The 13,586-nt window shown below is 62.4% G+C and carries 15 protein-coding genes; 9 read left to right on the top strand and 6 right to left on the bottom strand.

Annotated features, from left to right (window positions below):
• Window positions 1–21: 21 nt before the first annotated feature.
• From fmt to arsC, 3 genes are read left to right on the top strand one after another with little or no spacing between them, the layout of a single operon-like run.
• Entirely contained in the window at window positions 22–957 is a 936-nt protein-coding gene (gene fmt, locus ASC97_RS31590) for a methionyl-tRNA formyltransferase (protein WP_057472284.1), read from the top strand.
• Window positions 957–1,763, top strand: a complete 807-nt coding sequence (truA, locus tag ASC97_RS31585) for a tRNA pseudouridine(38-40) synthase TruA (protein WP_057472283.1) — start codon at window positions 957–959, stop codon at window positions 1,761–1,763. Before fmt ends, truA begins: the two co-directional genes overlap by 1 nt.
• Entirely contained in the window at window positions 1,741–2,145 is a 405-nt protein-coding gene (gene arsC / locus ASC97_RS31580; protein WP_057472282.1) for an arsenate reductase (glutaredoxin), read from the top strand. The genes truA and arsC overlap by 23 nt, the downstream gene beginning before the upstream one ends.
• A gap of 4 nt (window positions 2,146–2,149) precedes the next feature.
• Here arsC and ASC97_RS31575 read toward each other — a convergent pair whose 3' ends face one another.
• From ASC97_RS31575 to dapD, 3 genes are all read right to left on the bottom strand, one after another.
• Window positions 2,150–2,746: a hypothetical protein gene (locus ASC97_RS31575; protein WP_057472281.1), complete on the bottom strand. Its 597-nt coding sequence runs from the start codon at window positions 2,744–2,746 to the stop codon at window positions 2,150–2,152.
• Entirely contained in the window at window positions 2,733–3,926 is a 1,194-nt protein-coding gene (gene dapE / locus ASC97_RS31570; RefSeq protein WP_057472280.1) for a succinyl-diaminopimelate desuccinylase, read from the bottom strand. Before dapE ends, ASC97_RS31575 begins: the two co-directional genes overlap by 14 nt.
• Window positions 3,927–4,054: 128 nt before the next feature.
• Complete coding sequence (dapD, locus tag ASC97_RS31565) at window positions 4,055–4,915, bottom strand: 2,3,4,5-tetrahydropyridine-2,6-dicarboxylate N-succinyltransferase (RefSeq protein WP_057472279.1); 861 nt, start codon at window positions 4,913–4,915, stop codon at window positions 4,055–4,057.
• A 194-nt stretch (window positions 4,916–5,109) separates the two neighbouring features.
• On the opposite strand from dapD, the gene ASC97_RS31560 reads away from it, so the two are divergent.
• Window positions 5,110–5,976: an LOG family protein gene (locus tag ASC97_RS31560; protein ID WP_057472436.1), complete on the top strand. Its 867-nt coding sequence runs from the start codon at window positions 5,110–5,112 to the stop codon at window positions 5,974–5,976.
• A gap of 51 nt (window positions 5,977–6,027) precedes the next feature.
• On the opposite strand, the gene ASC97_RS31555 is transcribed toward ASC97_RS31560, so the two are convergent.
• On the bottom strand, window positions 6,028–6,669 hold the full coding sequence (locus ASC97_RS31555; RefSeq protein WP_057472278.1) for an EF-hand domain-containing protein: 642 nt from the start codon (window positions 6,667–6,669) through the stop codon (window positions 6,028–6,030).
• 108 nt (window positions 6,670–6,777) lie between these two features.
• Window positions 6,778–7,485, bottom strand: coding sequence for a pyrimidine 5'-nucleotidase (locus ASC97_RS31550; protein ID WP_057472435.1), 708 nt, complete (start codon window positions 7,483–7,485; stop codon window positions 6,778–6,780).
• Window positions 7,486–7,641: 156 nt separating this feature from the next.
• Between ASC97_RS31550 and bchE the strand changes: the two genes are divergently transcribed.
• The 3 genes from bchE to ASC97_RS31535 are packed head-to-tail and all read left to right on the top strand — an operon-like array spanning window position 7,642 to window position 11,093.
• Window positions 7,642–9,183 (top strand): magnesium-protoporphyrin IX monomethyl ester anaerobic oxidative cyclase, encoded by a 1,542-nt coding sequence (gene bchE / locus ASC97_RS31545; RefSeq protein WP_057472277.1) that lies wholly within the window; start codon window positions 7,642–7,644, stop codon window positions 9,181–9,183.
• 54 nt (window positions 9,184–9,237) lie between these two features.
• Window positions 9,238–10,317 (top strand): bifunctional transcriptional activator/DNA repair enzyme AdaA, encoded by a 1,080-nt coding sequence (locus tag ASC97_RS31540; protein ID WP_057472434.1) that lies wholly within the window; start codon window positions 9,238–9,240, stop codon window positions 10,315–10,317.
• On the top strand, window positions 10,314–11,093 hold the full coding sequence (locus ASC97_RS31535; protein WP_057472276.1) for an isocitrate lyase/PEP mutase family protein: 780 nt from the start codon (window positions 10,314–10,316) through the stop codon (window positions 11,091–11,093). The genes ASC97_RS31540 and ASC97_RS31535 overlap by 4 nt, the downstream gene beginning before the upstream one ends.
• A gap of 59 nt (window positions 11,094–11,152) precedes the next feature.
• Here the strand turns inward: ASC97_RS31535 and argB are convergent, their stop codons facing one another.
• Window positions 11,153–12,040, bottom strand: coding sequence for an acetylglutamate kinase (gene argB / locus ASC97_RS31530; protein WP_057472275.1), 888 nt, complete (start codon window positions 12,038–12,040; stop codon window positions 11,153–11,155).
• Window positions 12,041–12,201: 161 nt separating this feature from the next.
• Between argB and ASC97_RS31525 the strand changes: the two genes are divergently transcribed.
• Entirely contained in the window at window positions 12,202–12,741 is a 540-nt protein-coding gene (locus tag ASC97_RS31525) for a sigma-70 family RNA polymerase sigma factor (protein ID WP_057472274.1), read from the top strand.
• Window positions 12,738–13,457, top strand: coding sequence for an anti-sigma factor (locus tag ASC97_RS31520; RefSeq protein ID WP_057472273.1), 720 nt, complete (start codon window positions 12,738–12,740; stop codon window positions 13,455–13,457). The genes ASC97_RS31525 and ASC97_RS31520 overlap by 4 nt, the downstream gene beginning before the upstream one ends.
• Window positions 13,458–13,586 lie beyond the last annotated feature (129 nt).

Raw genomic sequence — 13,586 nt, 5'->3', positions numbered from 1 at the left:
CTGGCAGACTGGCGGCAAACAATGTCTCTTCGCATCATCTTCATGGGAACGCCGGAGTTCTCGGTCCCGACCCTGCGCCTGCTGGTGGATGCCGGGCACACGGTCCTGGCTGTCTATACCCAGCCACCGCGCCCCGGCGGGCGCCGTGGGCTCGACCTGCAGAAATCGCCGGTGCATCAGGCAGCCGAACTTCTGGGAATTCCGGTCTTCACGCCCGTCAACTTCAAGGATCCGGAGGAGCGCGCGCGTTTCGCTGACCACAAGGCCGATGTCGCCGTCGTTGTCGCATACGGCCTGCTGTTGCCCGAAGCAATCCTTGGCGGCACGCGCTACGGCTGCTACAACGGCCATGCTTCGTTGCTGCCGCGCTGGCGCGGCGCGGCGCCCATCCAGCGCGCAATCATGGCCGGCGATGCGAAGACCGGCATGATGGTGATGAAGATGGACAAGGGGCTGGATACCGGCCCGGTGGCGCTCACCCGCGAGGTCGAGATCGGCCCCGACATGACCGGCGGCGAGCTGCACGACAAGCTGATGCTAGTCGGCGCCAGGGCGATGGCCGAGGCAATGGTGAATCTCGAAATGGGAGACCTGCCCCTGACGCCGCAGCCGGCGGAAGGCGTTCTCTATGCCGCCAAGATCGACAAGAACGAGACGCGGATCGATTTTTCCAGGGATGCGGCCGATGTGCACAATCATATCCGAGGGCTGGCTCCCTTCCCCGGCGCATGGTTCGAGCTGGCGATCGGGGGCAAGCCGGAGCGCGTGAAAGTCCTGGGTTCGGAGCGCGCGGAGGGCTCCGGCACTGCAGGCGAATTGCTGACGGACGATCTCGTGCTCGCCTGCGGCACCGGCGCAGTCCGTCTGACCAAGCTGCAGAAAGCAGGCGGAAAGCCCTTGGCGGCTGCCGATTTCCTGCACGGCACGCCGCTTCCGGCAGGCACGAGGCTCGCCTGATGCACCGCTATCGCATGACCATCGAGTATGACGGAGCGCGCTATGTCGGCTGGCAGCGGCAGGATAACGGCCCGTCCGTTCAGGGGGCGATCGAGAAGGCGATCCTGTCGGCGAGCGGCGAGACGGTATCGGTCCGCGGCGCCGGGCGCACGGATTCCGGTGTGCACGCGATGGGTCAGGTCATTCACGCCGATCTTGCCAAGGAGTGGGCGCCCTTCAAGTTGCAGAATGCGTTGAATGCACATTTGAGGCTTGCGGGCGAGCGCGTCTCCGTCGTCGAGGCAGACGCTGCCAGCGAATTCTTCGACGCGCGCTTTTCGGCGCTGCGCCGCCACTACCTCTATCGCATCATCACCCGCCGCGCGCCGCTGGCCATCGAAGCGGGCAAGGCGTGGTGGGTGCCGAAGACACTCGACCACGAGACGATGCATGCCGCCGCGCAGACGCTGGTCGGCAGGCACGATTTCTCGACCTTCCGCTCGGCGCACTGCCAGGCCACCAGTCCCGTTCGCACGCTCGACCGGCTGGATGTGACCCGCAATGGCGAACTGATCGAGATTCGTGCCACCGCGCAGAGCTTCCTGCACAATCAGATCCGTTCCTTTGCCGGCACGCTGAAGCTGGCGGGCGAGGGGAAGTGGACGCCGGAGGATGTGCGCGCTGCACTTGACGCAAGGGACCGCAAGGCCTGCGGCCCCGTGGCGCCGCCGGACGGCCTCTATTTCATGCAAGTCGACTATCCCGAGGTGATCACCGACCGCCGCCGGGAGACGGGAGCAGCCAATGACGACGACAATCTATCATAACCCCGCCTGCGGCACGTCGCGCAACACGCTGGCCATGATCCGCCAATCCGGCGAGGAGCCGGAGATCATCGAATATCTGGAGACGCCGCCGACCCGCGAAAAGTTGGTGGAGCTGATCGCTGCGATGGGCATTTCGCCGCGCGCGCTCCTTCGACAGAAGGGCACGCCCTACGATGTGCTCGGGCTTGGCGACCTGTCGCTTTCGGACGATCAGTTGCTGGATGCGATGATCGCGCATCCGATCCTCATCGAACGTCCGATCGTCGTCACGGAGATAGGCACGCGCCTGTGCCGCCCGTCGGAGGCCGTTCTGGACATTCTGCACAATCCCGCAATCGGCACGTTCGCCAAGGAAGGCGGCGAAATCGTTCGCGGCAAATAGCCGCCTACACCGGGTAGATGCCGAGAAAACGCTGCAGATATTCCGACAGCAGCAGGGATGGCACGAGCAGAACCAGTGTCAGCGCCCCGACGATCAGGCCGTTGCCGTGAAGGATCATTCGGAGGATGCGGGCAATGGAAAAAACCTGAACCAGCATGAAGGCAAGCAGCAGCAGCGAGACGAGGCCGACAAGGCCCGGCAGGAAGTAGACGAGCGCGAGCAGCAGGCCGTTGATATAGGAGAGCGGTACGCCCAGCCAGTTGACGCTGACGATCAGCGCCGCGAATCGTTCTCCCTTGTGGAACGCAAGCAGCAGCAGGCCGGCCAGCACCAGCGGCACGAACCAGTTCGCGGCCTCCACGAGCCCGAGGCGGAAGTAGAAAAGCAAGCCGACATCGGTGTGCGGCGGCATGGTCTGCAGGAAGGCCTGGCGCCACCAGAGCCACGATATGCCCATCGGCGGCAGGCACCACGGGATCGCCCAGAAAGAGCGGTTGACGCCGCGCTCGGACATGTCGAGAAACCGGAAGCCGCGCGGATCCATGCGGACCAGCAGCCACAGCCCTGCCAGGTAGTACTGGACTTCCCTAATGCCCGGCATTCTCGAACCAGCGCTCGATGAAGGTTTCGTAGATGGCTGCGAGGCGCTCGAGGTCGGAAACCGCCACGCGTTCGTCCACCATATGCATGGTCTGCCCGACCAGGCCGAATTCGACGACCGGGCAATAATCCTTGATGAACCGGGCGTCGGAGGTGCCGCCCGTCGTGGAAAGCTTGGGCGACAGGCCCGTGACGCTTTCGACAGCCGAGGACAGGGAGGCAATCAGTGCATTGTTGCGTGTCAGAAACACGTGGCTCGGACGCTCCGCCCAGACGATGTCGTATTTGAGTGGCGCGCGACCCGGACGCAGCACGCCGTCGCTGGCGGCAGCATCGAGGCGGCGCAGGATCTCCTGCTGCAGGCTCTCGGCCGTCCAACTGTCGTTGAAACGGATGTTGAAACTTGCCGTCGCCTTGGCGGGCACGACGTTCGTTGCCGGATTGCCCACGTCTACGGTCGTCACTTCGAGGTTGGATGGTTGGAAATTGTCGGTCCCGGCGTCGAACGGCGGGTCCATCAGCGCCTGCGTCAACTGCAGGATGCCGCGCACGGCATTGTCTGCGAGATGCGGATAGGCGGCATGGCCCTGGACCCCGTGGACCGTGATCCTGCCTGAGAGTGAACCGCGGCGGCCGATCTTGATCATGTCGCCGAGCCTGTCCGGATTGGTTGGCTCGCCGACCAGGCAGGCATCCCAGTGCTCGCCACGTTCCGCCGCCCACTTGAGCAGCTTGGTCGTGCCGTTGATCGCAGGGCCTTCCTCGTCGCCGGTGATCAGAAAGGACACCGAGCCCCTTGGCACGCCGTGCTTTTCGATATGGCGGGCGATAGCCGCGACGAAGCAGGCGATGCCGCCTTTCATATCGACGGCGCCGCGGCCGAAAAGGTCGCCATCGGCGATCTCGGCGGCAAAGGGGGGGTGAGTCCAGGAGGCTTCGTCGCCGACCGGAACGACATCCGTGTGGCCGGCGAACATCAGGTGCGGGCCGTCGTCGCCGAGGCGCGCATAGAGGTTCTCGATGTCGGGCGTGCCGGCCTCAGTCGCCTTCACCTTGTCGACCTTGAAGCCGAGAGGCGACAGCATCGCATCCAGCGCCGAAAGCGCACCGCCTTCCACAGGCGTCACGGACGGGCAGCGAATCAGGGTCTGGAGATTGGCGACGGGATCGGTAGCGGTCATGGTGATGGAATTATCCGGCGGTAGTGGCAAAGAAAAGGCAAGGCGGCATGGCCGCTCTGTTGAACGCGCCGTCCGTTTTGCCGGATCGATGTGCGGCTGTCCCGGCGCGCCGGGACGGCTGGATAGCATCAGTCGCGCAACAGCTCGTTGATACCGGTCTTGGAGCGGGTCTTTTCATCGACGCGCTTGACGATAACAGCGCAGTAGAGATGCGGCGCAGGCAGGCCGTTGGCCATCGTCGCATTGCCCGACGGCATCGAGCCGGCAACGACGACGGAATAGGGCGGTACTTCGCCATACGTCACTTCGCCGGTGGCGCGGTCGACGATCTTGGTGGACTTGCCGATATAGACGCCCATGCCGAGAACCGAACCCTCGCGGATGATGCAGCCTTCGACAACTTCGGAGCGGGCGCCGATGAAGCAGTTGTCCTCGATGATCGTCGGGCCGGCCTGCATCGGCTCCAGAACGCCGCCGATGCCCACGCCTCCGGAGAGATGCACATGCTTGCCGATCTGTGCGCAGGAGCCGACGGTCGCCCAGGTATCCACCATCGTGCCTTCGTCGACGAAGGCACCGAGATTGACGAAGGAGGGCATCAGCACGACGTTCTTGCCGATATGGGCGGAGCGGCGGACGATGCAGTTCGGAACGGCGCGGAAGCCAGCCGCGCGATATTGGTTCTCCCCCCAGCCTTCGAACTTCGACGGCACCTTGTCCCACCATGTCGAGCTGCCCGAACCGCCCTTGACGACCTCCATGTCGTTGAGGCGGAAGGAGAGCAGAACGGCTTTCTTCAGCCACTGATTGACCTTCCAGATGCCGTCGGCGCCGCGTTCGGCAACGCGCGCCTTGCCGCCGTCGAGAAGCTCAAGCGCGGCTTCCACCGCATCGCGCACGTCGCCCTTGGTCGAGGTGGTCACGCTGTCACGGTTGTCGAAGGCAGTCTCGAGGGTCTTTTCGAGGGAGGAAAGGTCAGTAGCGCTCATGGGAATTCCTTAAACTTCGATCTTTATCGTGGAGACCCAAAGCCTCCGGGAATTGTGATAGGCGGGATGCGATCTGCTCTATCGCATGCAGGGCTAAAATGGAATGATTTTTCGGGACAGGATCACTCTCCCGTTAGAGCGCATGAAACGACATGCCGGCAGTGGCTGCCGGCGGGACTGAAAGGCATTTCGACATGGCAAAGGGACGAAACGGCAGGCTGCGGCGCAAGGATGGCGTCTGGGACCCGCTGAAGACGAGCGAGACCGACAAGCAACGCGCCGAGGCGGTGCCGAAGACGCCGCAGACCCTGTCGCCAGCCTATCGCCTTGCCTATGCAGACGAGGAATTTCTGTGCCGCGAGGAGCTTCGGCCGATCCGTCTGCAGCTGGAACTGATGAAAACCGAAATGATGCTGGCCGAGCGCGGCATCAAATCGACGGTCGTCATGTTCGGCGGCGCCCGCATCCCGGCACCCGGTCAAAGCGCCTGGGCGGCGAGAAACGAGGTGCAGCGCGCCAATCTGGAAGCAGCGTCGGTCTACTACGACGAAGCGCGCAAGTTCGCCCGTCTCTGCTCGAAATATTCGGCCGGCTTCGATTTCCACGAATATGTCATCGTCACCGGCGGCGGACCTGGCGTCATGGAGGCGGGCAATCGCGGCGCGGCCGACGAGGGCGCGCCGTCGATCGGCCTCAACATCGTGCTTCCGCACGAGCAGGCGCCGAACGTCTACGTGACGCCGGAGTTGAGCTTCAACTTCCACTATTTCGCGATCCGCAAGATGCACTTCATGGTGCGCGCCAAGGCGATCGCCGTTTTCCCCGGTGGTTTCGGCACCCTCGACGAGTTTTTCGAATGCCTGACGCTCATCCAGACCGGCCGCATGGAAAAGATGCCGCTCATTCTGTTCGGCGAGACGTTCTGGCGCAGCATCATCAATTTTGAAGCGCTCGCCGAATTCGGTACGATCGCGCCCGATGACGTCGATCTGATCAGCTTCGTGGACACCGCCGATGCCGCCTGGAAGATCATTCAGGACTTCTACGAGCATCACGACTAGAAAAACCCGCCGCAACGATCGCGGCGGGTTTCGTGGTCGGTAAGTAGTTGGTTACGGAAATGGACGATCCGGCATATCGGCGATCGAGATCGTGCCGTCCTTGTTGCTATCCATCCATGTGAAGAACTTGTCGAAGGCGGCTTCGGCTTCCTGTTTGGAAATCTGGCCGTTTTCGTCGGTGTCGATCCGCTGCATCATCATCATGCCGCGCATCATGCCTCCGCGCTCCATGCCGCCGCGACGTGCACCCTCATTGGGGCCGCCTGGCGGTGGTGCGGGCTGCGCGCTGTCGGCGTCGGCCGGGGGGGCGATGGGCGCACCATCATCGTCGGCCATGTCGTCGGCCGGTGCCTTCGCTTTGGCAATCTGGGCTTCCCGGTATTTGCGGATCTCGCCTGGGGTCAGCGAGCCGTCCTTGTCGGTATCGATCGCGACAAAGATCGCCTCCATGCCGTCCTTGGCTTCCTGCTTGGAGACTTGGCCATCCTTGTTCGCATCGAACTGCTGGAGCATCCGAACGAAGATAACCTCGCGCATCGCCGCCATCCGCGGGGCGCCCATCATGCCCATCATGGGATGCGGACGAGGCGGATGGTGCTTCTTGTCGTGAGGTGCGGCAAGGCTGGTGCCGGCTGCTGCGCCGGCGATCAAGACGGAGGAAAGTGCGGCCAGTATCAGCTTGTTCCGAGACATCTTGTATCCTTTCAGTGTGCGATCTCATTGGGATCACACAAGAAAGCTAGGGCCGGTGCTGCACATTGCCCAATTAAAGATCGGTAAGCTGGATGAAACTTTCGTAATCTAGCCGGTAATCTTGCCAAGGAAATCAGTCAGGTCGTCGGTGACGAAATCGATGTGGTCGTCATCGCCGCTGGTCTTTTCCCACCACTCGACCACCGTTTCCTCGAGGTTGTTCGGCACCAGCAGAACCGTCTGCATGCCGAGCGCCTTCGGAACCTTGAGATTGCGCGGCAGGTCCTCGAACATCGCCGCCCTGCCGGTTTCGACCCGCTTCAGCGCCGTGAACTTGTCGTAGGTCGCCTGAGCAGGCTTAGGGACGAAATCGGCCGCGACGATATCGAAGATGTCGTCGAAGTGCTCGAGGATACCGAGCGCGCCGGCCGTCATCTCGGCATGCCTGACGCTGCCGTTGGTGAAGATGAACTTGCGGCCGGGAAGAGCCTTGATCGCCGCACCGAGGTCCGGCTGTGCGGTCAGGCTCGAATAGTCGATAGCATGGGCCTTTTCGAGAAAGTCGTTCGGATCGATGCCGTGATGGATCATCAGACCCTGCAATGTCGTGCCGTGCTCCAGATAGTATTGCTTCTGAAGCTTGCGTGCCTCGTCCCGCTCCATCTGCAGCAGCGCCGACACATACGCGGTCATGTTCTTGTCGATCTGCGCGAAGAGATTGACATGATGCGGATAGAGCGTGTTGTCGAGGTCGAACACCCACTCGGTCACATGCGAAAAATCCGAACTGGTCGGAGTGCGATCTATCTTGGTCATGGCGGCGTTATGGCACGGCTGGCGCCCCATGCCAAAGTCTTTCAACGTCATTCTTCACGAAAACGCCTTGCGAATTCCTCAACTTTAAGGCGATAAAGTCTGATTTTTGCCGCCATGCGGGTCTGTTCTGCAGGCTCCGAGACCGAGGGATAGCCAGTGAAGATCGCTCTGATAAATCCGCCGCATACTGCCATCGGAAGCCGCGTCCCCGATGACCATCTGCCGCCGCTCGGGCTGTTGTCGATTGGCGGCCCGCTTATCGATGCGGACCACGACGTGGTCCTGATTGACGCGGAGTTCGGCCCGCTGCCTATCGCGAAAGTCGTCAGCGAGGTTCTGCGACAATCGCCTGATGTGGTGCTGATCGGCCATTCCGGCTCGACCTCGGCGCACCCTACGGCTGTCGAGATCGCCAAGGCCCTTAAGGCTGAGGCTGCAGCCGTTCGCGTCATATACGGTGGAGTGTTCCCGACATATCACTGGCGCGACATCCTGGCCGAAACCGATGTTTTCGACGTTCTAGTTCGCGGCGAAGGCGAGGAGACGGTCGTCAGTCTCATGGACGCCATAACAAGCGGCAGGCCGCTTGAACAGGTGCCTGGCATCGCCTTTTTGGCCGGTGATGGCGAACCCTTCGCGACCCGGTCCGCCCGGGCAATCGCGTCGCTGGACAGCTATCGCGTCGGCTGGGAGCTGATCGATCACGCCCGCTACAGCTATTGGGGCGGCAAGCGTGCGGTGGTGATGCAGTTCTCCCGCGGCTGTCCCCATCTTTGCAACTATTGTGGCCAGCGGGGCTTTTGGACCCGCTGGCGTCACCGCGATCCGGTTCTCTTTGCGAGGGAGATCGCGCGGCTCCATCGTGAGCAAGGAGTTGAGCTGATCAATCTCGCGGACGAAAATCCAACCTCGTCCCGAAAGGCATGGGCCGCCTTTCTGCAGGCACTGATCGCCGAGAACGTGCCGGTGCTGATCGTCGGCTCGACTCGTGCAGACGATATCGTGCGGGATGCCGACATTCTGCATCTCTACCGCAAAGCCGGTGTCGTCCGCTGGCTGATGGGCATGGAAAACACCGACGAAGCGACGTTGGCGCTCATTCGGAAGGGCGGCGGCACCGCGACTGATCGGGAAGCGATCAGGCTGCTGCGCAAGCATGGAATCCTTTCCATGGCGACCTGGGTGGTCGGGTTTGAAGAGGATCGGCTGAAGGACTTGTGGCGCGGCTTCCGGCAGCTGCTGTCCTACGACCCGGACCAGATCCAGGCGCTCTATGTCACGCCGCACCGTTGGACGCCGTTCTTCCGCATCGCCCGGGAGCGCACCGTCATCGAGACCGACGTCCGAAAGTGGGACTACAAGCATCAAGTGCTGAAGATGAAGCACTTGCATCCCGCCGTTCTCATCTCCTGCGTGAAGCTGATTGAGGTGGCGATACAGGCCCGCCCGAAGGCACTGATCCGTATTCTCTTCCACCGCGATCCGGTACAGCGCCATTCGATGCGCTGGTACACGCAGATGGGACGGCGCGTCTGGTTTCACGAGCTGTCAGAGTTCGCCTTCCGGCGACGAATGGTGAAGAACGGCCCGACACTTGAGGCTTTCTGGGGCGCGCCGCAGGATGCGGAGGAAGAATCGATGCTCCTGCCCGCTCGTACCGCCAGCATGCCGCCTCGCGTCATAGATGCAGCGGAATGAAATAGACGCCCGATTTTCGGCGGACGGAAACCCGCGGCAATGGTAGAACGCGTCATGCTTTTCGACCTTCCCAACGAAGACACGCTCTACGATGCGTTGATTGCCCGCAGTTCCAACTACGAGGGCCTTGCCTATGTCTGCGTGAAGACAACGGGCATTTTCTGCCGGTTGACCTGTCCGGCGCGCAAGCCGAAGCGGGAGAACACGCTGTTTTACGATTGCATCGCCACCTGCATGCAGTCAGGCTTCCGGCCATGCCGGCGCTGCAAACCGCTGGAGCAGCCGGGCAGGGAGCCTGTTATCGACGAATTGCTGAATGCACTCGATCGTGATCCGGCGGCGCGGTGGACGGAAGACGACCTGGTCCGCAAAGGCTACGACCCCTCCACCGTGCGTCGCGCCTTCAAGCGATCGCTCGGCATGACCTTCCTCGACATCGCACGCTGTCGCCGCCTTGGCGAGGCGGCGAGACAGCTTGCCGCAGGCGCACGTGTCATCGATGCCCAGTTCGAGGCGGGCTACGAGTCCGCCAGCGGTTTTCGCGCCGCGTTCCAGCGCCTGATCCGCGCGGCGCCGGTGCTGTCCCAGAACCGCGAACTGCTGTTTGCCGATTGGTTCGATACGCCGCTCGGCCCCATGGTGGCGGTCGCCGATCAGACGCATCTGCATCTCCTGGAGTTTCACGATCGCAAGGGGCTGCCCGCCGAACTGGACAGCCTGCAGCGCAAGACGCGTTCGGCGGTTGCCACCGGGCGGACAAAGGCGCTCGATCAGATCGAGGCCGAACTCGCCGCTTATTTCGAAGGTCGATCCGCCATGTTCAGGACGCCCCTCGCGCTCGCTGGCGGCACCGCCTTCGAGCGCGAGGTCTGGAAAAGGCTCATGGGCATCCCCGTCGGCGAGACGCGCGCCTATGGCGACCTTGCACGGGAAATGGAGAACCCGCAGCTCGTGCGCGCCGTCGGCCGCGCCAACGGCGCAAACCGGCTCTCCATCGTCATACCCTGTCATCGCGTCATCGGTGCGGATGGATCCCTGACAGGGTACGGTGGCGGGCTATGGCGCAAGCAATGGCTTCTGCGGCATGAAGGAAAAATGAGGCCCAAGGGGCTGTTTATGGAGGGAGTGCAATGAATCAAGCGGAAAAGGCCAGAGCGTTCGGTGCCCTGCATCGCAAGGGCAACCCGGTTGTCCTCTACAATATCTGGGATGCCGGAACCGCGAAGGCGGTTGCCGATGCCGGTGCCAAGGCGCTGGCGACCGGAAGCTGGTCGGTTGCCGCCGCGCAGGGCTATGGAGATGGCGAGAAGATTCCGCTGGAGGCAGTGGTGGCGGTGACTCGCCAGATCACGGCAGTCAGCGACCTGCCATTGTCCGTCGACGTCGAAGGAGCATACTCGACTGAGCCCGCCGGCGCCGCCGCCAACGTCGCCAAGCTGATCGATGCGGGCGCGGTCGGCATCAATTTCGAAGATCGGGTGGTTGGCGGAAGCGGCCTGCACGCCGTCGAAAAGCAGGCCGCCCGTATCCGGGCAATTCGAGACGCAGCCGAAGGAAGGGGGATCGCCTTGTTTATCAATGCGCGCACCGATCTCTTTCTCGCCGAGAGCGACCAGTCGAAGCATGCCGGCCTGGTCGATGAAGCGATCGAGCGCGGCAGGGCCTATGCGGCCGCCGGCGGCAACGGCTTCTTTGTGCCGGGTCTGGTTGACGAAGGCTTGATCGACAGGATCTGCCGTACCTCGGCACTGCCGGTCAACATCATGATGTGGCCGGGGACTCCCGATCTGAAGACGCTTGCGAAGCTCGGCGTCGGCCGCGTCAGCTATGGTCCCGGGCCATACCGGGCGATGATGGAAAAGCTGAAGCAGGACGCGACGGCCGTCTTCGCCGCCGCCGGTTTTGCGTAAAAGCAAAAGATGGAGCGTTTTCGCGATCTGAGGAAAAGCGGAAACGCTCTATCGCCGGCTCACGGAACGATCAGCGTTCCGGCGCCGTGCTCGGTGAAGATCTCGAGCAGTACCGCATGGGCGGTCTTGCCGTTCAGGATGACGACACCCTGGACGCCTGCCTTGATGGCGTCGATGCAGGTCTCGACCTTCGGGATCATGCCGCCGGAGATCGTACCGTCGGCGATCAGGGCATGCGCCTGGGAGACCGAGAGTTCCTTGATCAGGTTGCCCTGCTTGTCGAGCACGCCGGGAACATCCGTCAGGAACAGCAGCCGCGTGGCATTCAGGGCGCCCGCGATGGCCCCGGCAAACGTGTCGGCATTGATGTTGTAGGTCGCGCCGTCACGCCCGGGAGCAACCGGAGCGATGACGGGGATCATTTCCGAACGCGCGAGCAGGTCGATCAGCGTCCGGTCGACCTCGACGACCTCGCCGACGAAGCCGAGGTCCAGAACCCGTTCGATATTGGAATCGGGATCCTTGATGGTCTTGTGCGCCTTTTCGGCGAAGACCATGTTGCCGTCCTTGCCGCAAAGACCGATCGCCCATTCGCCCGTCTGGTTGATGAGCGCGACGATCTCCTTGTTGATGGAGCCGGCAAGCACCATCTCGACGATCTCGACCGTCTTGGCATCGGTGACGCGAAGCCCGCCCTCGAATTTCGATTCGATCCCCATCTTCGTCAGCATCGCACCGATCTGCGGACCGCCACCGTGAACCACGATCGGGTTGACGCCGGATTGCTTCAACAGGGCGATGTCGCTGGCAAACGCTTTGCCGAGTTCGGGGTTGCCCATGGCATGGCCGCCGTATTTGACGACGATCGTCTTGTTTTCGTAACGCTGCATGTAGGGCAGTGCCTGAGCCAGCAGGCGCGCCTGAGTTTCGCTTTCGGTCTCGATCATGGGGTACCCCGCAGAATTAGGTTGCGGCCTTTTATCTCAAGTTTTTGACAGATGGAATAATCCAGACGGCATTAGTTTACCGTATCTGCTTGCATTCGGGTGGTTTGCCAAGTGCTGCAAGGCGCCCTTGCTGATGCGACAACACGGGGAAGAGGCGCCGGATGACGAGCGAGGAAATCGCAGGACTGATCGGCCGCGTTGCCATTGGCGATCGCAAAGCCTTCGAGGCTCTTTATCGTGTCACCGGTTCGAAACTTTTTTCCATCTGCCTGCGTATCTTGAAAGACCGCACAGAGGCCGAGGAAGCGCTGCAGGAGGTCTACATCAAGATCTGGCAGCGCGCCTCGGTTTTTGCCGCCACCACGGGCGCGCCGTCGTCCTGGCTCGCAGCAATTGCACGCAACCAGGCGATCGACACGCTGCGCAGCCGCAAACCCGTGGCAGACGAACTCGACAGCGCCTACGACCTAGCTGACGGCGATCTCAATCCGGAGGAGCAGACAGTGATCCGGGATGAAGGAAGGCGGATTGACACCTGCATGGAAGAGTTGGAAGCTGATCGGGCAGTGGCAGTACGAAGGGCTTATGTCGAAGGACTGAGCTATCTTGAGCTGGCTGCTCAGTTCGGCGTACCATTGAATACGATGCGCACATGGCTGCGGCGCAGCCTCCTGAAGCTGAGAGAGTGCATGGAACGATGACATCCTCCGATCAAAGCAAGGGCGGCCGTTCCCGCGACGAAGTGCTCGCAGGCGAGTATGTGCTCGGCGTTCTCTCCTTCAAGGATCGGCAGGTGGTCGAAGAGCGCATGCGCCGCGACCGCCCGTTCGCCGCCATCGTCAGCCGGTGGGAGGCCAATCTCTCCACCTTCAACGACGACTATGACGTCGTCACCCCAAGCCAGGAAACCTTCAAGCAGGTCGAGGCGCGCCTCTTCGGCACGCCCGACAGGTCATCCGTTCCGTCCCGCGGCCTGTGGAATTCGGTGGTTTTCTGGCGGTCGCTGACGGCCGTATCCCTGCTGCTCACCACAGCCGCCCTCGTGCTCGCCTTTGCGGCGGTGTCTCCGCCGAAACCCGGCGCGCCGCTCGTTGCCGAACTCTCCGCCCCGGGCAGCCAGGTCAGTCTCATGGCATCCTACGATGCCGAAAGCGGCCGTATGAAGATCGTCCCGGTCGCCGCGGGCAGACCGGAGGAGAAGTCGCTCGAACTCTGGATGGTGCCGGCAACTGGTGCGCCGAAGTCGCTCGGCGTGTTCCCGCCGGGGCAGACCGGCGAGCTTGTCATTCCGCCCGATATGCGTGGCAGCATCGGCGATGGCACCACGTTCGCCGTCAGCCTCGAGCCCTTCGGCGGCTCGCCGACCGGACAGGCCACCGGGCCGATCGTCGCCAGCGGCAGTGCGCACAGGCCCTAGCACTACTTTGGCAGATTAACCGGTGGTTAACGATGATCGGCCATCTTTGGCACCTCAAAAGGGGTGCGGTGGATGGTGGAGCAGGATATTGCACTGACGGATTGGCTGAAGCCGTTCGTTGAGAAGCTT

Origin of the sequence: Rhizobium sp. Root1203 (assembly GCF_001424945.1) — a bacterium.
Taxonomy (GTDB): domain Bacteria; phylum Pseudomonadota; class Alphaproteobacteria; order Rhizobiales; family Rhizobiaceae; genus Rhizobium.
This window is presented reverse-complemented; position numbering and strand designations above follow the sequence as displayed.